Below are 19,948 nucleotides of genomic sequence, written 5' to 3'. Positions count from 1 at the left end.
GCACTAGGCTTTTCGGTGTGGCTACCACCGACCTCCATGCGCGCGCATCCTCACCGTTCCTCGAGCTGTTGCGAGACCAAATCGGCAACGAGTTCACGGCCTCCCAGCAGTACATCGCCATCGCGGTCTACTACGACGACGCCGATCTGCCTCAGCTGGCCAAGCGCTTCTATGCGCAGGCGGTCGAGGAGCGCAATCACGCCATGATGATCATCCGCTATCTGATCGACAAGAAGGTGGCCGTCTCGATCCCCGGCGTCGATGGCGTCGTGAACGAATTCGCCGATGCGCGCGCACCCATCGTCCTGGCCCTCGAACAGGAAAAGCGTGTCACCGACCAGATCACCGCGCTCGCCCGCGCGGCTCGCACGTCGGGCGATTACTACGGAGAGCAGTTCATGCAGTGGTTCCTCAAGGAACAGGTGGAAGAGGTAGCCGCCATGGACACGCTGCTGACGGTTGTCGATCGTGCCGATCACGACTTGTTCGATCTGGAGAACTTCGTGGCGCGCGAGCTCAACCGCCCCCTCGGCCAGGACCCAACGGCTCCCTCGGCCGCCGGAGGCGCACTCTAATCAATTTTGTGCACGGCGATTTCCAATTGTTGTTGCACAGAAATTAACTTTGGCTAAGTTAAGAATCCGCCAATTACCTTACGTAAATTTCTATAATTACTTAGGTGACGATAACCTCATTAAGGCTGACCTTGGCTGACAAGGCCTCTGACCTGGGCTATTGTCGACTTCATGTCCGCGAACGACACTCCCAAGACTAAATTCAACGCGCTTCTCCACGACCAGATCGGCCACGAGTTCACCGCGTCGCAGCAATACATTGCTATTGCCGCGTATTTCGATGACGCCGATCTCCCGCAGCTCGCCGCACATTTCTACAAGCAGGCGGTAGAAGAGCGCAATCACGCCATGATGATCGTGCGGTACCTGATCGACCGGCGCGTCTCCGTGGAGATCCCGCCCGTGGGCGCGGTCACGAACGGATTCACCGCTCCTCGTGAACCGCTGGCGCTGGCGCTGGCACAGGAGCAGACCGTCACCGAGCAGGTCACGGAGCTTGCGCGCACCGCCCGCGATGAAGGCGACTACATCGGCGAGCAGTTCATGCAGTGGTTCCTCAAGGAACAGGTGGAAGAGGTAGCCCTCATGGACACGCTGCTCACCGTCGCCGAGCGTGCCGGAGACAACTACTTCGACCTGGAAGAGTTCGTCGCACGCGAGATCTCGGTCGAATCAAGCGATCCCACCGCACCCCCGGCCGCGGGTGGCTCGCTGTAGCCAACCCGACGCGCCGCCGACTGCTCTCCCTCGCGCTCGACCACGGTCGAGAACGGGGGAGAGTTTGTTTTCGCGCCCATCACGCCCGTTCCCTCACCTCCCGTCGGCTAATCTTGATTGACAGATCCTGATTTGCCACCTCAAAGGACGACGCTATGGAAAGGGGGGCGGCGTACCGGATGTCCCGCGGCAGACAGATTCAATTGACGCTCACTGCTTCTCGCGCCATCGAGTCACTTCGAGCCAACCCATTGTTTGTCGACACATTGGCCCAACACCTGGTACTGGCATCGGGTGACCCCTACGCGTTAGCACTCCTCGACCATCAACCAGCGGATTCTCCCGTTGCTGCGGATCCGACTAGCGACCACAAATCGTTCATCGCGCATTGCCGGTCACTGATGACGCGTCACTACGACGACTCCCTGCTGGCCGCAACACATTCCGGCGCCCATCAGGTGGTGCTGCTTGCGGGTGGGCTGGACACCCGCGCCTATCGGCTGGACTGGCCTGACGGCACCACGGTCTTCGAGGTCGACTACCCGGAGCTACTGGGCTTCAAGCAGGAGGTGCTCTCCGAGATTGGTGCGCAACCGCGCGCCGAACGCCGACAGGTTGGAACGTTCCTCAGTGGGCCATGGCAGCCCGACCTGACCGCAGCGGGCTTTGACCCCGATCTGCCCACCGCGTGGCTGGGCGAGGCACTCGTCTCACATCTGCCAGGTCCGAGCCATGACGCACTCTTTGAACGGGTTATCGAAATGTCGGCCCTCGGCAGCACTATCGCCACCGACACCGACGGCGCAGCACCGTCCGGCCAGCCGTGGGCCGATGTTCGTGATGCGTTGACTCCCGACACCTTCCAGGTGCAGGAACTCACGCCGGCGAATGACGGCCGGACCCGTTCCGGCGAGTGGCTGTCGGGGCATGGCTGGCTTGCGGGTACAACCACCGGACACGAACTTGCGCAGCGCTACGCCCAGGCTTTGAGCAATGAGCCCGCCCCGTACGCCCAGGAATTCGCAGAACGCCGGTTTCTCACGGCGACACTGCCCTCGACATACCTGTCCTAGCAACGAGAGCTAGGACGCGGCACTGAGATTCGAATCGCGAGCGCGCTTGACGCGATAGAGCACCTCATCTGCGGTTCTGCGCAGAGACTCGAAATCAAAGCCGACATCGCCCGTCGATTGCCAGGCTGATCCAACGCTGACGGTGGCACCGTGCGGCCCGATACCCGCTCGCGGCGTGCCGACCCGTTCGATAAACGCAACTGCTTCCTCTGCCCGATCATGAAACGCCACGATCATGAACTCATCGCCGCCCACCCGGGCCGTGATATCGCTGGCCCGGGCGGTAGCGGTGAGTACCTGCGCGACGTCCTTGATGGCTTCATCGCCGGCCTCGTGCCCCAACGTGTCGTTGATTTCTTTGAGATGATCCACGTCCACCAAAACGACAGCGACGATTCGCGGGGCGCGCTGCCCGTACAACAGTGAGCTCAACGCCAGTTGCACGCCACGGCGGTTCAACAATCCGGTAAGCGGATCCTGTTGTGCCGCAATGGAGACCGCCGTCAGCGATCTCCTTCCACCCTCGATCACCGCCTGGATGATGAGAGGTAACAACACCACCGACGAGATGACGGGCGCGTGGTAGACGTACTGCTCGAAAAGTGTGGCCTCGCCGAGATGGACATTCCACACCGTGATGGCACAAATTGCCGTGGTCGCGAAGACACAGTGGGCGGCCAGCACCCGCCAGCCGAGCAAGAACGCTGCGAACACACCCACCAGACCCATATGTGAAATCGCCCCCAGCCGGGACGCGGGCGCCGAAAGCATGCACGCCCCGATGACCAGGGAGACGTCCGCCCAACATACGAAGGCGATCGCGGTGCGGCGTTTAGGCCAGGGCAGCACGATCCAGCACACCCCCACCACCATGGAGGAAGCCACCAATACGCCGTGAATGACTCTCGGCAGCACACCGTGCGGCCCCATCGGATGAAGCTGAATGAGTACCCCGAAGATCACGATCGACATGCACAGCAATCCGATAGCGATCTTGAGAGGAACCAGGTTGCGACTGACTCGCAACGCGCGCGTGGCGAGTCTGTACTCCTCCCCGTATGTCAACGACGTGTCACCAGCCACACGCGTGATTATGGGCCTGACCCACGCAGCAAATAGGGGTTAATGACAGAAATTCAATTACAGCGCGGTGCCGGTGAGACCCCGCTGCAACCACGCTTTGGTGCGGCCGGGATGGTTGGTGGCTATCCAGGCGACACCTATGCTCCGGCAGAATTCGACGTCTTCGTAATGGTCGACGGTCCAGCAGTAAGTCGCTCGCCCCTGCGCCGCAGCCCGGTCGACCAATTCCGGATGCTCGCGCAGGGTCGCAATGGAGGGCCCCACCGCGGTGGCTCCCACCGTGGTGGCGGCACTACCTCCCAGATATCGCGACGTCTCGCCCAAGAGCACGGTCGGCAGCATGGGCGCCGCGCGACGGATACGCCATACCGCCGCAGCAGAGAACGACATGACGACTGCCCGCGACATATCCGCTGACGCCGGTGCGGCGATGCCGAACCGATGCAACAACGCCAGCACCTTGTTTTCCACCAACGATCCATAGCGGACCGGATGTTTGGTTTCGATGAACAGTTTCACCGGGCGGTTCCAGTCGAGCACCAGCGAGACCAGCTCCTCAAGAGTCAGCAGCCCGGTGCTCGGTCCGGCCTCCGCTCCGCCGGGGTGCCATCCTCCGAAGTCCAACGCGCGCAGCTGGCTCAGCGTCATCTCGCTGACCAATCCGGTCCCGTTGGACGTGCGATCCACCCTGCGGTCGTGGACGCAGACCAGTTGTCCGTCACGAGTGAGGCGGACATCGCATTCCACCCCGTCAGCGCCCTCTTCGAGGGCGAGCTCATATGCGGCAAGAGTGTGCTCGGGCCTATCCGCCGACGCACCCCGGTGCGCGACGACGAACGGGTGACGCTCGGCCCTGCCGTCTATCTCGTCGGCTCCTTGCACGAGCTGCGGGTCCTCCCCATCACCAGGCTCCGGCGACTCGGTCACGCTCCAATGCTGCCGGTTCCTGCCCCGTACGTTCAACCGCAGCGCCGGAATTGTCCTCGCGTGTCGCCGGAACATCGGGTAGATCGGCGTCGATCGGCACCGGACCTTGCGGCGATTCCACCGCCAGCCAGCGCACTGCCCGGTGATGTCCTTCCGGCGCGGTGAAACCGTCATACACACGCCGAAGCGACCAGACCGCTACCGCCGCGATCGCGTAGTCGATGGCGGTGAACAGCGCATTGTCCGCTACTCCCTGCACAGTGACCGAATCACGGGCCACCCAGGTCACCAGCACCAGCAGCCAGGTCGCACCCCACAGAATCGACCACCACACGATGTTTCGGTACTGCCGATACCAGCGGTTCTCGATCTTGGCGAGCTCCAGAAGCAGCAGGGGTACGCCGACGATGTTCACGATCGGCAGCAGACACCCCACGCGGATCTCCCAGCGCGCCCGCGGATCCTCAAATCCCAGGTCCCGGTATGTTTCGGCACGACGCGCGATCATCCACTCGGTGAGGAACCACGCGGTCGCCACCATCACCGCGAAGGCGAGCGCCACGCTGAAGAGCACTAGCCCGTTCGAGGTACTGGCGACGAACCTGGGGATGAGGGCTCCGCGGTTGTAAACCATCAACGCATATCGAAGAAAATGGGCACACGAAACGATTGCCAGGGTGATGATTGTGGCGAGCAGGAGCCTTTCGAGCACCCGGCTGGGGACACGGCCCCCGGCTATCCCTTGGCGTGAGGATCCAGCCGGTTCGATGTGGTCGACCAGACCCCAGCGGGGGATGTACGCGTAGCGCGGCGTCGGCCCGAGCGGACGGCGACGGCGGGCCGCGCTCGGGGGCGAGCCGGGGCGCACGGCAATCCATCGATATCCCGCGGGCAGCCGCGTCGGACGAGCCGGCGGGCGCCCGGCGGTTGTTGCCACGGGCCCCTGCGCGGTGGGCGGAACCCAATACTTGCCACCCGATGGCTGCGCAGCAGCGGGCGGACGTGACACGGGCGCGGCATGCCGCGCCGGGGCGGTCATGCCCGGCTCAAGTAGCGTGCCCCGGCACCGCGGGCACCAGTATCGACGCTGCTCACGCACGTTCCACTGGGTACCGCAGCGGGAGCACACCTGGATCATTCGTCCAGCGTAACGGCCTGAGGGGGCAATCGGCAGCGAGTGGGGCACGGACACCAACCCGCACGGTTGGTCGCCAGGAGCTCAGCTGATTGTGGGTTTACCTGCCTGTACCCAGGCCAACATGCCGCCAGAGACGTTGCTGACATCGAATCCGTTGCGGTTCAGATAGGCGGCCGCGCGCTGAGATCGCCCGCCCGCGTGGCAGATCACCCATAGCGGAGCATCCGGATCCAGCTCGTCCATACGGGAGGGCACATCACCGAGCGGTATATGTTGCGCGCCGTCGATATGCCCCGCCGCCCACTCATCGTCTTCGCGGACGTCAAGCAACTTGACACCAAGATCCAGTGCGGCCGAGATCTCGCCGACGCCGACCTGTGGAACCTCATCACCCGAGGGGAAGCTCATCGTCCATTCCTGTCGCTCGATCGGTATGACACCTGCCGCGCCTGCAACTTTTCACAGTGTGACGCACGCCACAGCAATGTCGGCTTATCCACAGTATCCACAGGTTGATCCACAAACCACATGCTGCTCATTTGCATTTGCGCTGGCCAGGACTTCGTAGCGGCGCTCAGCAGGGCCGGCGACGGGGAACCGTAGCACTGCCTGTGCATAGTTAGCGAATTCATGGTCGCTGCGGTGGGATAGCTCACGCCTGCTCTGCACCGCCGGGCGGCACATCCAGTCCGATGGGGCAGGACACCGATGTCCCACCCAGGCCGCAGTATCCGTTCGGGTTCTTCGCCAGGTACTGCTGGTGATACTCCTCCGCATAGAAGAAGGTCCGAGAAGCGGCCTTGGAATCCCCGATCGGCCCGTCCAACGGAGCAATCTCCGTGGTGACAGCGCCATACCCGGCCTCAGCAAGGGCCGCCCCATACCGCTCGGCACTCTCGGCGGCCTGGGCCGCCTGGCTCTCACCGGTCGTGTAGACGACCGAACGGTATTGCGTGCCGCGATCATTGCCTTGCCGCATGCCCTGAGTCGGGTCGTGACTCTCCCAGAACTGCACCAACAGCTGTTCGTAGGTCACCTCGCGGGGGTCGAACACCACCAGCACGACCTCGGAGTGACCGGTCCGCCCCGAGCACACCTCTTCGTAGGTCGGATTGGGCGTGTAGCCCCCGGCGTAGCCGACCGCCGTCGAATAGACACCCGGCAGGTTCCAGAAGCCACGCTCGGCACCCCAGAAGCAGCCCTCTCCGAAAACCGCGGTGTCCAGCCCCTCGGGGAAGGGCGGCACGATCGCATGCCCGTTGACGAAATGGACGCCGGACACCCGAATCGGGGTGGCACGCCCCGGCAGAGCCGAACCCTCTTCGACGATTGCCGACTTTCCCGGTGCGAGCCCTTCCTCGAGCCGTCCCAGGATCTGATCGCGAACGTTATCTACCCAAGAAGCCATGGGCTCAATGGTACGCCGTGCCACCCCACTAATTTGCTGGTCTAGCTGCGGTTTCCAGGTACACGCAGGGTGAATTTTCGCGCATCGCGATTTGGAGCTATGATGACCGTCACACGCGAGGTGATGTGACTCATCTCACCGTGACGGTAGTTGCAATGTGAGCAGGAGGGCAGCGATGACGGCACAGTCGGCAGGACACGAATCGATGTCCGCTTCCGGCTGGCAGCTGACCCCTCGCTGCTACAACACGTCCTATCGCGTCGCGGCATTTCGCGCGCTAGTCATCGCCGTCATCCTCGCGGCCGGCCTCGCGATTCTCATCCTGGTCTAGCCGGGGAACTCCACGACCGGTTTCATCCGGCCAACATTGGGTAACCAATTGAGGATGCGTGCGTCCTTGCGACGCGTTGCGCAATAGAGCAGGGTTGAATCGGTAGGCTGGCGCATCCGGTGAAACCGGTTTGGCCGTGTCTTCTCATTGAATGGATCTGCACACACGCGGATACGAAGCAAGCCGAAAGGAATCTCGTGGCTGAGTACACACTGCCCGATTTGGACTACGACTACGGAGCGCTGGAGCCCCACATCTCGGGACAGATCAACGAGCTGCATCACAGTAAGCACCACGCGGCCTACGTCGCGGGTGTCAATTCCGCTGTCGCCAAGTTGGAAGAGGCTCGCGAAAAGGGCGACCACGCCGCGATCTTCCTCAACGAGAAGAACCTGGCCTTCCACCTCGGTGGCCACGTGAACCACTCCATCTGGTGGAAGAACCTGTCGCCCAACGGCGGCGACAAGCCCACCGGCGATCTGGCCGCCGCCATCGACGACCAGTTCGGCTCGTTCGACAAGTTCCAGGCGCAGTTCACCGCCGCCGCCAACGGCCTGCAGGGTTCGGGCTGGGCCGTACTCGGTTACGACAGCCTGGGGCAGAAGCTGCTGACCTTCCAGCTGTACGACCAGCAGGCCAATGTCCCGCTGGGCATCATCCCGCTGCTGCAGGTCGACATGTGGGAGCACGCCTTCTACCTGCAGTACAAGAACGTCAAGGCGGATTACGTCAAGGCGTTCTGGAACGTGGTCAACTGGGCCGACGTGCAGGACCGCTACACCGCGGCCACCACAAAGACGTCGGGTCTGATCTTCGGCTGATCTCGCTGTTTCGCTTGGGCCCCGGGTTCGTTACGAATCCGGGGCCCAAGTGTGTTTCCGGCGTGTCCGCTAGCGATTGCGGGCCGACTCCGCGCATGGTAACTCTGGAATGAGCAGCGTCGCGCAATGTGGATTGTGATGTCAGAGTGATTGCGAGCGTGGCAGATATGGCAACCAGTTCCGATCAGCCGATCGAGATCGCGCCCTTCCATGCGGGCGGATCACTCAGAGGGTTTGTGGTGTGCGGCCGTTGGCCCGATTCCACCAAGGAATGGATGCAGCTGCTGATCGTTACCGTGCGCATCGCCACGCTGCCCGGATTACTCTCCACCACAACGATTTTTGGCGCGCGCGAAGATCTACCCGACGATCCTGCGCCTGGCATGGTCGGATTGGTCATCGCCGAAGGAACGGTTCTTGGAGAGTCTGCCGTCACACCCGGGCGTTTTGCGGAACATCAACCGCCCGCGTTGCTGATGCTCCATCCACCGTCTGAAACCAACCCGACGCTGCCCGAATGTCTTGGCGCGGCCTCTGGTTGCCTTCTTCTTCCGGGATTGCCGCACCTGGGGCTGGAGCACCGCGCCGCCTGGGTCGAGGCCGAGTCGGATGGCACGGTGACATCGGTGGTGAGCCGGGTGGGTATCGATCCCATCAGTGACCCCGACACGGCCGTGTTGGCAATGCTGCTTGCCGCATAAGGGAATTCGGGCGACTCGACCTCCCGGAAAGACTCGACGAAGCAGCTCGATCCGGTCGAAATACACTCGCCTGCTGGAGTTTTGCAGATCAGGCTGCCCCGGGTCACCAGAGGATGGCCGAAGGCCCGACGGCATTCGATCGGCCTCCGCGCGACGGTCGCGAAGTAGTACTCACGACCCGCGCGGCCGATGAGATGTGCGCCGCGCTGCGAGTGGTCGGTGGTGTTACGGCAGGGGGAAGATGTCCGGCAGGAGTTCATGGCCTCTACGTGGCCGTCAGCCACGTCCGCGGGGGCACGGACGCCGGGCGCCCCGCCTGCCACTGCGCGTTCGGCGCTCCCGGCTTCGTGAATCGGCCGCGGTGTGCGAGAACGGCGCAAACGACGACGGCGAACCAGCGACCACCCACACGACTTCGTTCCTCGTCCTGGCGACCATTTCCTCATTCCTCACAGTCAGACCCGGCGTCCATGACGCAGGCCGCGGCCACCCTCCCCAGCGACCATCGGTTCAACGACGCGCGGTGCGGCTCTCCGAGGGGCGGGGTGTGCGCTAGCACGGTCACGATCGCGCAGGGCACTTCGCCACGCCGGACTCTTCCGTCACATCTGCTCGCGCCGAACGCGGCGGCAGTCACCGCGAGCCCGGTTCCGAAGTATCCGAGACGGCGCCGACGGGTTGCATCCCGCGGCAGTGACGGCCACCCGTGGCCCCAGGTTGCTGTGATCTTGCTCACAGTGCATTGTCGTGGATTTACCGCTGGTCAGAGGGGATGCCCTGCTGACGACCACACTTGCGGTCGATGTTCCAGTATTTAAACGTTACGACTGCGCGGCGATTCACACCATAATCGCAAGCTGCCGTTATCGTCACGGACATGACATCGGGCCAGGTCAGCGAGGCATGCGCCGAGAAAGCGCGGTGTCGGTGTCAGTAGCAACGAAACAGGTTATACAGCCGGGCCCTATGTCCGGCCGGCTTAGGAAACGAATGCCGCATCCCCGCACAGCCCGCGACGGAGTCTCCGAGTCATCGCCCTGGGGATTCATCAATCATTTGCCTGAGAACGAAGATTCCCAGATCGTCCCGAATATTGGACGCTGCACGGATGTGCCTGAGCTAGCGGGTTTGGATAACCGAACACTATGTCCATCGTGGGCGAACTTGATGGTTGCGCTTGGCTCCAGGCAAAATTAAGGTTACGATGGGCAGCAAATACGTCCCCCGAATTAGCAACTTTATCTGTTTGTGGAGGTAAGGCTCGATGAGCACCACGTTCACCGCACGTCTGAATCGGTTGTTCGACACCGTGTATCCGCCCGGGCGCGGCCCCCACACCTCTGCCGAGGTGATCGCGGCCCTGCGTTCCGAGGGCATCACGATGTCCGCGCCGTACCTGTCGCAGCTGCGATCGGGTAACCGCACCAACCCTTCGTCGGCGACCATGAAGGCACTCGCGAACTTCTTCCGGATCAAGCCGGCGTACTTCACCGACGATGAGTACTACGAGAAGCTCGACCAGGAACTGACCTGGCTCGCCAACATGCGCGATGAGGGTGTCCGTCGAATCGCAGCCCGCACCGTGGGGCTGTCCGTCGAGGCACAGGACCGCATCACGCAGGCCGTCGACGAATACCGTCGCCAAGAGGGTCTCGACAGCTAGTCCGCTTCTCGCCTGGCCGGTCCACTCGGGGAAGGACCGGTCAGTTTGGCGTTCACCGCTCATCGAGCCGGCGGCGTACGCACGGAGGGACGGCGACCTACAACTTAAGAACGACGTTCGGCACGCACCAGCCTGCGGTACTCGGTGGCGATCGCGAGAATCCATTCGCGATCGGAGTATCCGTCAGGCTGGTGCAGCCATTCCGGGCCCGGGAAGTTTTCTTGCGGATCACCCTCGGTAAGAACCCATTTCACCACCGCGTGGGCCTGCGCGTCCGGTGGTACGTCGAGCCTCACCGGTTCCGCTCCGAGCTCGATATCGCCCTCACCCTCCGATTCAGGGTCTAGCCCCTGGGCATGCATCGCCTCCAGAAAGAGCGCATCGGAGATGTAGGCCATGCGGTCTGCCACCTGGAAGGCCAGCGGTCCACGCGGACGCACTCCGATCGCCGCATCCGGCTGACGCTTCTTGAGGTCGTTGTACAACGGAGCCAATACGAACATCTCTCGTCGAGCGACCAGCCAAGTCTCGAAGGTCGGCAATAGCGATCCCACTGCCACCATCGCCATCGCACAACCGATCAACGTCGCCGCGGTCCCGATCGTCACGTACTCCGAATTGGCCACGGCGACACCGGCCACCACCAAGACGGCCAGTACCAGCAGGCTGATTCCGACGGTGAAAAGGAATAGGGCTCGACCGCGGCGGCTGCGATTCGAGTAAGCCATCCCTGCCCATAGCACCACCGAGAGAGCCACAGCGATATACAGCATCGGGATGAGCCAGGCTGTGCCAGAGGCGAATCCGCCAAGGTCGCGCTTGAGAAACTCGCGCGGTGTCATCTCGGGCTGCGGACCCCGGGAGAAGAACACGGCAAGGCTGGCGCCGGCGATCACGGCCGCGGCCAGATACTGCCAACGCGCCCATCGCCTGTTGTCCGCCGCCGTGCGGTTGGCGGACATGCTGGTGATCATCACGCAGCTGCCCGCCGCGCAGGCCGTCAGCGCGGCCTGGCTCACAGCCACCGAAATGTTCGGCCAGCCCAGCGAGCTGTCCACGAGAATCGTCAGCGGTTCCCAGTTCAGCGCCGATACAAGCGCCAAGCTCCCCAACGCAACAATCATGCCGGTGCTCACCGGGGATTGTTTGTGGACGAGCACCCACCCGATGCGTAAACCCGTCGCCATTCCCAGCAGCCCGGCAATCACCCAGGCGATCACCCAAAGGCCTCCCCGAGCCTCACCTGAACAATGGATGCACGATCAGATGGCAGCCGGCCAAGGCGGTACAGCAGCAGCGCCGCGAAGTCCTCGGCCTCTTGTTCGGCCTCCATCCCGGCCGCCCCCATGCAGCCGGTGCGCTGGGAAAGCATGTACGCGATGAGGTCATCGCTGGCGAATTCGGCTTCGTCCCTGGCCATTTCAACCACCGAGATACCCTCGTGCCGCAACACCACATGCCCCAGTTCATGGGCCAGGGTCCGGTCCCAGGTGGGCAGGCCACGCTGGATGATGAAGATGTCTTCGTTCTCGTACTGGCGCCATTGGCCGCATACTCCGGGCGGCAGATCAGCCGAGATGATCTCGATGGACCGGTCCCGATCGCGACCAACTGCCTCGACGAGGGCCGTCAATGTCACCTCACCCTTGCGCGGAGCGAGGTCGAGCACAGCACTGACGGCGTCGGTCACACGACGGCCTGCACCCATGTGTGTCTCCCCTCACCGTGTGCCTTCCCGGACAGACCCCTGACGGGGTGCTGTATCGATTCTCCCCTACTCCAGGAAGCGGGCGGCAGCGGAGGCACGCACGGTATGCCCGGCCTTGGCTTGCCGGTATCCGATGGCGCCACCCACGAAGGTCATCATCGCGATGCCCACGGCACCGGGAATGGCCACCGCGGCAATCTCGGAGGTCTTCGTCAGTCGCAGATAGTCGCCGTAACCGGTACGTGGCGCGATGGTCTCGGCCGCGACGAACTGCTCGATCGGTTTGGTGACTGCCTCGGGTTGCTTGGTCCCGCCGGCGGTCACGATGGCGTCACCACCGCGGCCTCCTTCGGCCTGCTTGATGGTGACGACCGGAGGTGCTGGAGCTACGACCGGCGCTAGGGGGGCGATGGCAGGAGGTGCGGGCGGTGTTGCGATGGCGACCGCGGGAGCCTTGGGCGTGGGCACGGTGGGCGGGGCGATCGGCCCGGTGTGGATACCCGGATTGCCGCCCGGGGTCCGGGTTCCGGCCGCACCACCGGACGGTGGGGTGGCCGGGTTCGGGACGCCGCCGATACTGGGAAGCCCCGGCAGGGTGATCACGTGATCGTGATCGTCGGTTTCGTGCTCGTGGGTCGATCCGCCGCCGGCGCCTGGCGTGTGCGTCGAGGTGCTCGACTTCTTCTTCCAGATGATGATGGTGCGCCCACCCACGTTGAGGGTGACGCCGGGAACCTTGGGCTCCTCGGCCGATGCCTCGTGCTCGGTGTGGGTAGTGCCGGGAGCCGGTGTGTCAGCGGTCGCGCCCGGTGCCGTCGCATTGTGGGGCGAGGTCGCGGTATCGGCCTTGGGCGTCGTGGCGGTCTGCGTCTTGGGGGCCATCGCACCTGCGACGGAGCCCAAGGCACCCTTCAAAGTCGGAGACTCTTCGGCGTGAGGTGTTGTGCCACTAGGGCTTTCGGCCGACGGAGCCTCTGCGTTCGGGGTGTGAACACCCGCAGCGCCACCAGAATGCGGCAGCGTTATCCCGGCGCCCCCGCCGATTCCCACACCCGAAGTGCCACCGGTGGTACCGGAAGTGCTGGTGCTCGAACCGGAACCGTTGGTGCTGGAACCGGCGCCACCGATAGTGCTCGAGCCGGAGTTACCGGAGGCATGGTCTGAGGAGTTACCACTGGAGCCCGCAGACCCCGGCTTCGGAACGTTCGCTCCGGGCCCCTTGTCTTTGTCCTTGTCACCCTTGGCCGAATCTCCGCTACCGCTGCTGCCCGCGGCGCTTTCCGATCCAGCGCCACCGTGCAGGCTTTTACCGAAGCTCGGCGACGAAGGCGCGCTGCGAGTGCCGCCGCTGCCCGGCCCACCGCCTCCACCGGATCCTCCGCCGAGCAGGCCACCGGTGATCTTGTGGATTGCGCCACCCAAGCCGTGATCGTGATCGTTGTCGCCACCTGAACCACCGCCGGGTTTCGCATCCGCGGCCGGCGTAGATATGGCGAATACGCCGAAGCCCCCCATGAGCGTCCCCGAGCTGAGCACCGTCACCACAGCAGCGCGTGCCGAGGCACGCTTCAGCTGCTGGCTCCGCCCGCTCGGTTTTGCACGATGTCGCCCCACGGCGAACAGCATGCCGGTCATTTGCTCGCAGGTCAAATATCTGTGACGAATTGTGGGCCCTTTCACCTCATGTTCCCCATGAGCCGCCCAAATGATCGCCACCTGGACTTCGCTGGGTGCCGCGAGGAACCTTTGCAGCACGCGGCGCGACCACCTCAATACGCCGCCCTATCCGCAGGGGGCCGGCGCAGCTCGGCGCGCTAGGGTTAGCGCCACACTCGCAACGCGATGAACGGAGGCCGCTGGGATGGGTTTTCTCACCAGCCGAAAGAGCCGCTCGACAAAACGCGCCGAGGCTCGGGCTCTGAAGGCGAAAGCCAAGCTCGAAGCCCGATTGGCGGCGCGTAACGACCGGCGACGGATGCTCATGCAAGCGCGCTCGGAATCCGCCGCCCGGCGTGACTCGCGCAAGACAGAGCTGGCGACGTTGAAGGCTCAGCGGCAGATCGCCCAGGACCAGCTCAGGGCAGTGCGTGAGGGCAAGTTGCTCTCACCCACCCGGATCAAGCGCACGCTGACGGTGGTGCGGCTGCTGGCACCGGTGCTGTTACCGGTGTTGTACAAGGGGGCCATCGCGGTCCGTGGGGTGTTGGATCAACGCCGCGCCGATCGCCTCGGCATTCCGCTGGCGGAGCTCGGCCAGTACTCGGGGTTCGGCGCCGAGTTGTCGGCTCGTATCGCCGGCGCCGAGCAGTCCCTCCAGGCCGTGCTCGACCGGGCGCCCAAGGACGCGGAGACCAAGAAGTTCACCTCCGCCGTCCGTGCCCGGCTGGAGGAGCTCGGTACCGCCGTCGGAGCTTCCGAGCACATGCCGCCGACCCGGCGGCGCGCGGCCCATGCCGCGATCGCCCGTGAGCTCGACGGTATCGACGCCGACCTACTTGCCCGACTCGGAGTGAGGTAACCGATGCGCGTTTTCCCCCGCGTGATGACGGCGTCGGCCGCGGCAGCCGTCGCGCTGCTGGCCCTTGCCATTCCGGCCTCCGCTCACGTGCGCGTGACCGCGGACAACACTGCTCGAGGTGGCTACGCAACGCTGGAGTTCTCGGTTCCCAACGAGTCCCAGAGCATGGCGCTGACCACCGAGCTGACCGTTCAGCTGTCGGACGTGGGCTCGGCGAGCACCGAACTGCTGCCCGGCTGGACCAGCACCGTGGATCGAGACGCCGCTAAGGGCACAGTCAGGGCGGTGACCTGGAAGGCGGTCCCGGGCAACGGCATCGGGCCCGACCAGTTCGCCTTGTTCCGGGTGCGCGTCAAGCTCCCCGAGACCGAGTCGGTGGCCTTCCCGGCCACGCAGAGCTACGCCGACGGTCAGGTCGTCCGGTGGGATCAGCAGGCTCAGCCAGGCGGTGCCGAGCCGGAGCATCCCGCACCCACCCTCGACCTGACCCAGAGCAAGGCCGACCACGACGGACACTCGGCGCACGCACCGCAGGTGTCCGCAGCCCATGATTCCGGGCAGAGTGCGGCGCATCCGGACAAGACGGCCCGCTGGTTCGGCGGGATCGGTCTGATCCTCGGTGCCGTCGCGCTCGTGCTAGCGGTGACAAATCGACGGAGGCAACAGTGATGTCTGTTCTACGCAAGTCCGTATCCGTGTTCTTGTCCGCCTTTGTCGTATTGGCGTTGAGCCTGGCGTTGCCGGGTGTAGCCGCGGCGCACGCCGTGAAGGTGTCTTCCGATCCGGCCGAGAATGCCGTGCTATCCGGGCCTCCCGCCCAGGTCAGCGCCACCTTCAACGAGCCGTTGCAGAAGCGCTTTTCCGCGATGACGATCATCGGTCCGGATGCCAAGACCGATCAGTGGCAGGCGGGCGATCCGCTGGTGTCCGGCGCGACGATCTCGGTCGGGGTGAAGCCCGGGGCGCCCGCCGGGAAGTACGCGGTGAACTTTCGGGTGATCTCCGAGGATGGCCACCCGGTCGACGGATCCTGGCAGTTCACCGTCACCGGCTCGGGTGCACCGGCCTCCGCAGGCGCGCCGGCGGTGTCGCAGCAGCCGTCGGGCACGAGTTCCTCGGCTCCCGCGCCTTCGGCGAATCCGACCGACGGTGACCTTCCTATGTGGCCGTTTGTGGTGGCTGTGGTGGTCTCTGTGGGTGCGGCACTCATCTGGACTCAACGCCGTCAGTCGTAGACCGTTAGGGGGGCGACTGGCCTTTTTCCGGTGTGACGGCATGATGGACAACGGCGGGGCGGCAGAGATTCGGGTGTGAGCCGCCCATCGTGGCCGCGAGCGCGCCACGAACACCCAGGACGACCGAAACTTGCGAAGGAGCAGGCGCATGGCGGACCAGGACAATTCGGCTAACGAGCCCAACCAGACACCGGAGACGCCCGCTGGCGGCGAGGCACCCAAGCCCGCGGCCCCGGCCCGCCCCGCGAAGGCGGCGAAGCGCCCAGCGGCCAAACGCGCGCCTGCCAAACGGCCCGCCGGCTCGACGGCGCCGCCGAAGTCGGGGCCCAAGGCCGAAACCGGGTCCAGTGCTGCCCCGGCCCCGAAGCCGCCGGCCGCGCCGAAGCCCGTCAAGCAAGCGAAGCCCGCCGAGGCACCGGCGTCCGAGGCCCCCAAGCCTGCCGCACCACCAGCACCGAAGCCCGCACCCGCGCCTGAACCGGAGCTCAAGCCTGAGCCCGCACCCGAGCCGGTCGTCGAAGCTCCCAAACCGGAGACGCCCAAGCCTGCATCCGCACCCGAACCGGCTCAGCCCGACCTCGCGGCGGCGGCACGGGAGACTGCCGCGCAGGCGAAGTCGACCGTCGATTCGGCTCCACCGCCGATTCCCGGCCCCGCACCCGAGGCAGGCCGGCAAGCACCGAACCTCAAGATCGCGGCCGGCGCCGCGTTCGCGATTCTCGTTCTGTTGGTGTTGCGTCGGCGGCGTCGCCGCGAGGACTCCGTCGAATCGGACTGATCCGCGTGGCCTGGCCGTGTCGGAGAAAGGCCGGCCGAACCTGCCGCCCGACCGTTGGTCGGGTATCAGAACCAGCTGGTCTGTCGGTCGGATGCGGAGACCCAGCCGTAGCGACCGACGAATAGGCTTGGGGCATGACGACCGCACCGATCACCCCCCAACCGACCGCCGACCTGGGAGACGAGCTGGGCATCGACATGGCCAGCTGCGATCTTCAGCTCACCCAGTTCGGTGGGCGTCCGATATTCGCCGGAGTCGTCACCACGGTGCGCTGCCACCATGACAACGCGCTACTGAAATCGATTCTCTCGGAACCGGGTTCAGGTGGTGTGCTGGTCATCGACGGTGGAGGCTCGCTGCACTGCGCACTCGTGGGCGACATCATCGCGGGTATCGCCGTCGACAGCGGCTGGTCGGGGCTGGTGATCAACGGGGTCGTGCGTGACAGTGCCGCCCTGGCCACCATGGACATCGGAATCAAGGCTCTCGGTACCAACCCCCGCAAGGGCACCAAAACCGGTGCCGGGGAACGCGATATCGTCGTCAGCTTCGGTGGTATCGACTTCACGCCGGGTGCGATCTGTTACGCCGACCATGACGGCGTTGTCGTGGTTCCTGCCTGATGTCTGTCCGGCGGCTGGCCGCGGCGCTGCGGGGGGCACCCGCACCGCTGGCCGCGGTCGATATGGACGCGGCGCGGGCCAACGCCGCGTCGTTGGTCGCCGCCGCCTCCGGCTTACCCATCAGGGTGGCCAGTAAGTCCATACGCAGCACCGCGTTGATTCGGAAATTCTTGGAGATACCGGGTTTTCGCGGGGTACTCGCCTTCACCCCCGCTGAGGCCGTGCACCTGGCCGACGCCGGGGTCGACGATCTGTTGATCGCCTACCCGAGTGTCGATCGGGGAGCCCTGTCCACTGCGGCGCGGCATCGTTCCGTCATTCGCCCCCTGATCGATTCCGCCGACCATGTCCGTCTACTGGCCGACATCGCGCACGAGACGAATGCACCCATCCCGGTATGTCTCGATATCGATGCCGGGTGGCGGCCTCTCGACGGACCGGTTCATCTGGGACCCAAGCGATCGCCGGTGCGCACCCCTGAACAGGCAGCCGCCCTCGCCGATTTGGTGTGCGCTACGCCCGGTCTGCGGCTCGCCGCGATAATGGCCTACGACGGGCAGATCGCCGGTGTGGGCGATATCGTCCCCGGAAATCCCTGGTATCAGTTGGCTGTTCGCGGAATGCAGGACTCCTCGCTGCGTGAACTCGGCCAGCGCCTTCCCCGCATCCTGGACGCGGTGAGCGCGCGGCTTCGCGCCGCCGGGGCGCCGCCGCTGGAGCTGGTGAACTCTGGCGGCACCGGCAGCCTGGCCCGCATCGCGGGGTTGGGATTCGCCACCGAACTGGCGGCCGGGTCGGGCTTCTTCGCTCCCGCTCTTTTCGACAACTATCGCAGCCTGCATCTGGATCCCGCGGCGGCGTTCGCGTTGCCGGTGGTGCGCAAGCCGAGCCCCGAGCTGGCCACCGTGCTGGGCGGTGGGTACATCGCCAGCGGCCCGGCGGGCGCCAGCCGTGTACCGCTGCCGTCGTGGCCCGTGGGTTTGTCCTTTGAAGCGTCCGAGGGCGCCGGTGAGGTACAGACCCCGCTACGGGGTGCGCGGGAACTACGGATCGGCGATGTGGTGTGGTTCCGGCACGCCAAGGCCGGTGAGCTCTGTGAACATTTCACCGAACTGCAGCTGGTCGAGGACGGCCAACATGCGGGTGCGGTATCCACTTATCGCGGCGAGGGATTGATGTTCCTATGAGTCAGTGGCGCAACTGGAGCGGTCAAACATCCTGCGCCCCAGGACTTGTGGTGCGTCCGCGATCCGAGGACGAGCTGGCGTTCGCCCTCAGGCGTTCCGCCGGGCGGACGGTAAGGCCGATCGGTTCATCACATTCGTTCACCGAGCTGTGCGTCACCGACGGCGTGCAGGTCGACATCTCCGAATTGCGGCAACTGACCTCGGTAGACGAACACGACCGGGTGCGGGTCCAGGCCGGCATCAACCTGCATGAGCTGAACCGCAAGCTGCTGCGGCGCGGGCTGGCGCTGCCGAACCTCGGCGATATCGACGTCCAGACCCTTGCCGGGGCCGCTGCCACCGGAACGCACGGGACTGGCCTGCGATTCGGCAACATCTCGCAGACCATCGTGTCGATGCGAATCATGACTGCCGACGGCACGATTCATGAGATCGACAGCGGAGATGAGCTGCGCGCCGCACGGATCTCATTGGGCGCACTGGGTGTGGTCACCGAGCTCACCCTGCAATGCGTTCCGGCCTTCCGGCTGCACCGGCGCCAGTCGGTACACGACCTGGACACCGTCCTGGCCGATCTGCCCACACTGCTGGCTGAAACCGATCACCTTGAGCTGTATTTGTTTCCACACACGCGACGGGTTCTGCTGCTGCAGTCGACACGCACCCAAGAGGATCGGTGGCCCAGTCATCCGGTACGGCATTGGGTGGAGCGCGACCTGGTAGAGAACGGCGCACTCGGCGCACTGATGTGGACGGCCGGGCGCCTGCCCGTGACCGCCCCCTTCATATCCAAATTTGTCGCCAACCTCGCGGGTTCGAATGAGTCGCAGGATGAAAGCGCCGCGGTGTTCGCGAGCCCCCGCAAGGTCAAGTTCACCGAGATGGAGTACTCACTTCCGCTGACAAATGCACGCGATGCGATCGAGACCGTGCTGTCCACCATCGAGCAGAACCGTCATCGGGTCGCCTTCCCGCTGGAGGTCCGCTTCACCCAGTCCGATGATGCGCTGCTGGCCCCGGCCTACGGCCGCGAAAGTGTGTACCTGGCAGTGCACCAGACCATTCACGGTCTTTGGGAGCCCTACTTCCACGACCTTGAACCCATCCTGATCGGGCTCGGCGGCCGGCCCCACTGGGGTAAGCGGCACACATTGACCGCTACCCAGCTCAGCGAGCGGTATCCGCAATGGCGGACCTTCCAGGAAGTCCGCGCCCGACTGGATCCCGGGGGCGTGTTCAGCGGTGCGTACCTGAACAGGCTCCTGGGCCCGGTCAGCCCCTGAACCAGGGCGGCGGCGTTGGGGAGAATGCGGGGTCAGGATCGATCACCGCGCGAGATGCCCCGCTCGCTTCGCCGTCCACGACGTGGTCAGCGCTCCAGTCCGTACCGGCGGGTGCATCGTCGACAACGGAGGGCCGGTTGTGTCGTCCCACGATGCACTCCGTCCCTATGCCCACGATG

General features: G+C 64.7%; 22 protein-coding genes. 14 read left to right on the top strand and 8 right to left on the bottom strand.

The window, feature by feature from the left end:
• The first annotated feature begins 17 nt into the window (after nucleotides 1-17).
• The 3 genes from MSTE_RS00635 to MSTE_RS00625 all read left to right on the top strand — a co-directional run bounded on the left by MSTE_RS00635 (nucleotide 18) and on the right by MSTE_RS00625 (nucleotide 2,365).
• Nucleotides 18-575 carry a ferritin gene (locus MSTE_RS00635; protein ID WP_096498346.1) on the top strand — a complete coding sequence of 186 codons (558 nt, stop codon included), beginning with the start codon at nucleotides 18-20 and terminating at the stop codon, nucleotides 573-575.
• A 171-nt stretch (nucleotides 576-746) separates the two neighbouring features.
• On the top strand, nucleotides 747-1,292 hold the full coding sequence (locus tag MSTE_RS00630; protein ID WP_030096160.1) for a ferritin: 546 nt from the start codon (nucleotides 747-749) through the stop codon (nucleotides 1,290-1,292).
• 179 nt (nucleotides 1,293-1,471) lie between these two features.
• Nucleotides 1,472-2,365 carry an SAM-dependent methyltransferase gene (locus MSTE_RS00625; RefSeq protein ID WP_096505273.1) on the top strand — a complete coding sequence of 298 codons (894 nt, stop codon included), beginning with the start codon at nucleotides 1,472-1,474 and terminating at the stop codon, nucleotides 2,363-2,365.
• Nucleotides 2,366-2,374: 9 nt separating this feature from the next.
• Here MSTE_RS00625 and MSTE_RS00620 read toward each other — a convergent pair whose 3' ends face one another.
• From MSTE_RS00620 to msrA, 5 genes are all read right to left on the bottom strand, one after another.
• Nucleotides 2,375-3,430 carry a GGDEF domain-containing protein gene (locus tag MSTE_RS00620; RefSeq protein WP_096505271.1) on the bottom strand — a complete coding sequence of 352 codons (1,056 nt, stop codon included), beginning with the start codon at nucleotides 3,428-3,430 and terminating at the stop codon, nucleotides 2,375-2,377.
• A gap of 75 nt (nucleotides 3,431-3,505) precedes the next feature.
• Complete coding sequence (locus MSTE_RS00615; protein ID WP_096498345.1) at nucleotides 3,506-4,375, bottom strand: glycerophosphodiester phosphodiesterase; 870 nt, start codon at nucleotides 4,373-4,375, stop codon at nucleotides 3,506-3,508.
• On the bottom strand, nucleotides 4,350-5,513 hold the full coding sequence (locus tag MSTE_RS25290; protein WP_096498344.1) for a DUF4328 domain-containing protein: 1,164 nt from the start codon (nucleotides 5,511-5,513) through the stop codon (nucleotides 4,350-4,352). The genes MSTE_RS00615 and MSTE_RS25290 overlap by 26 nt, the downstream gene beginning before the upstream one ends.
• Before the next feature lie 81 nt (nucleotides 5,514-5,594).
• Nucleotides 5,595-5,921 (bottom strand): rhodanese-like domain-containing protein, encoded by a 327-nt coding sequence (locus MSTE_RS00605; protein ID WP_096498343.1) that lies wholly within the window; start codon nucleotides 5,919-5,921, stop codon nucleotides 5,595-5,597.
• A gap of 244 nt (nucleotides 5,922-6,165) precedes the next feature.
• Complete coding sequence (gene msrA, locus MSTE_RS00600; RefSeq protein ID WP_096498342.1) at nucleotides 6,166-6,921, bottom strand: peptide-methionine (S)-S-oxide reductase MsrA; 756 nt, start codon at nucleotides 6,919-6,921, stop codon at nucleotides 6,166-6,168.
• Between the two features lie 175 nt (nucleotides 6,922-7,096).
• Between msrA and MSTE_RS25145 the strand changes: the two genes are divergently transcribed.
• From MSTE_RS25145 to MSTE_RS00580, 4 genes are all read left to right on the top strand, one after another.
• Complete coding sequence (locus tag MSTE_RS25145) at nucleotides 7,097-7,252, top strand: hypothetical protein (RefSeq protein WP_096498341.1); 156 nt, start codon at nucleotides 7,097-7,099, stop codon at nucleotides 7,250-7,252.
• A gap of 197 nt (nucleotides 7,253-7,449) precedes the next feature.
• Nucleotides 7,450-8,073, top strand: a complete 624-nt coding sequence (locus tag MSTE_RS00590; protein ID WP_030096167.1) for a superoxide dismutase — start codon at nucleotides 7,450-7,452, stop codon at nucleotides 8,071-8,073.
• 167 nt (nucleotides 8,074-8,240) lie between these two features.
• On the top strand, nucleotides 8,241-8,774 hold the full coding sequence (locus MSTE_RS00585; protein WP_030096168.1) for a hypothetical protein: 534 nt from the start codon (nucleotides 8,241-8,243) through the stop codon (nucleotides 8,772-8,774).
• Between the two features lie 1,264 nt (nucleotides 8,775-10,038).
• Nucleotides 10,039-10,437 (top strand): secretion protein EspR, encoded by a 399-nt coding sequence (locus tag MSTE_RS00580; protein ID WP_046252093.1) that lies wholly within the window; start codon nucleotides 10,039-10,041, stop codon nucleotides 10,435-10,437.
• Between the two features lie 104 nt (nucleotides 10,438-10,541).
• On the opposite strand, the gene MSTE_RS00575 is transcribed toward MSTE_RS00580, so the two are convergent.
• The 3 genes from MSTE_RS00575 to MSTE_RS00565 form a co-directional block, all read right to left on the bottom strand.
• Entirely contained in the window at nucleotides 10,542-11,657 is a 1,116-nt protein-coding gene (locus MSTE_RS00575) for a hypothetical protein (protein WP_096498340.1), read from the bottom strand.
• Nucleotides 11,654-12,145, bottom strand: coding sequence for a M48 family metalloprotease (locus MSTE_RS00570; RefSeq protein WP_030096171.1), 492 nt, complete (start codon nucleotides 12,143-12,145; stop codon nucleotides 11,654-11,656). Before MSTE_RS00570 ends, MSTE_RS00575 begins: the two co-directional genes overlap by 4 nt.
• 66 nt (nucleotides 12,146-12,211) lie before the next feature.
• Nucleotides 12,212-13,690 carry a hypothetical protein gene (locus tag MSTE_RS00565; RefSeq protein ID WP_162291521.1) on the bottom strand — a complete coding sequence of 493 codons (1,479 nt, stop codon included), beginning with the start codon at nucleotides 13,688-13,690 and terminating at the stop codon, nucleotides 12,212-12,214.
• A gap of 316 nt (nucleotides 13,691-14,006) precedes the next feature.
• On the opposite strand from MSTE_RS00565, the gene MSTE_RS00560 reads away from it, so the two are divergent.
• From MSTE_RS00560 to MSTE_RS00530, 7 genes are all read left to right on the top strand, one after another.
• Nucleotides 14,007-14,663 carry a DUF6474 family protein gene (locus tag MSTE_RS00560; RefSeq protein ID WP_078290770.1) on the top strand — a complete coding sequence of 219 codons (657 nt, stop codon included), beginning with the start codon at nucleotides 14,007-14,009 and terminating at the stop codon, nucleotides 14,661-14,663.
• 3 nt (nucleotides 14,664-14,666) lie between these two features.
• Nucleotides 14,667-15,332 (top strand): YcnI family copper-binding membrane protein, encoded by a 666-nt coding sequence (locus MSTE_RS00555; protein WP_096498339.1) that lies wholly within the window; start codon nucleotides 14,667-14,669, stop codon nucleotides 15,330-15,332.
• Nucleotides 15,332-15,898 carry a copper resistance CopC family protein gene (locus MSTE_RS00550; RefSeq protein ID WP_096498338.1) on the top strand — a complete coding sequence of 189 codons (567 nt, stop codon included), beginning with the start codon at nucleotides 15,332-15,334 and terminating at the stop codon, nucleotides 15,896-15,898. The genes MSTE_RS00555 and MSTE_RS00550 overlap by 1 nt, the downstream gene beginning before the upstream one ends.
• A 148-nt stretch (nucleotides 15,899-16,046) precedes the next feature.
• The gene (locus MSTE_RS00545; protein ID WP_096498337.1) at nucleotides 16,047-16,676 is read left to right on the top strand and encodes a hypothetical protein; all 630 of its coding nucleotides are present in this window, start codon (nucleotides 16,047-16,049) and stop codon (nucleotides 16,674-16,676) included.
• Between the two features lie 134 nt (nucleotides 16,677-16,810).
• On the top strand, nucleotides 16,811-17,299 hold the full coding sequence (gene rraA / locus MSTE_RS00540; protein WP_096498336.1) for a ribonuclease E activity regulator RraA: 489 nt from the start codon (nucleotides 16,811-16,813) through the stop codon (nucleotides 17,297-17,299).
• Nucleotides 17,299-18,486 (top strand): amino acid deaminase/aldolase, encoded by a 1,188-nt coding sequence (locus MSTE_RS00535; protein WP_096498335.1) that lies wholly within the window; start codon nucleotides 17,299-17,301, stop codon nucleotides 18,484-18,486. Before rraA ends, MSTE_RS00535 begins: the two co-directional genes overlap by 1 nt.
• Nucleotides 18,483-19,769: a D-arabinono-1,4-lactone oxidase gene (locus MSTE_RS00530; RefSeq protein ID WP_096498334.1), complete on the top strand. Its 1,287-nt coding sequence runs from the start codon at nucleotides 18,483-18,485 to the stop codon at nucleotides 19,767-19,769. Before MSTE_RS00535 ends, MSTE_RS00530 begins: the two co-directional genes overlap by 4 nt.
• Nucleotides 19,770-19,948 lie beyond the last annotated feature (179 nt).

Origin of the sequence: [Mycobacterium] stephanolepidis (assembly GCF_002356335.1) — a bacterium.
In the GTDB taxonomy this organism is placed as follows: domain Bacteria; phylum Actinomycetota; class Actinomycetes; order Mycobacteriales; family Mycobacteriaceae; genus Mycobacterium; species Mycobacterium stephanolepidis.
Note: the sequence above shows the minus strand (reverse complement) of the source record. Positions and strands in the feature narration are given on the sequence as shown.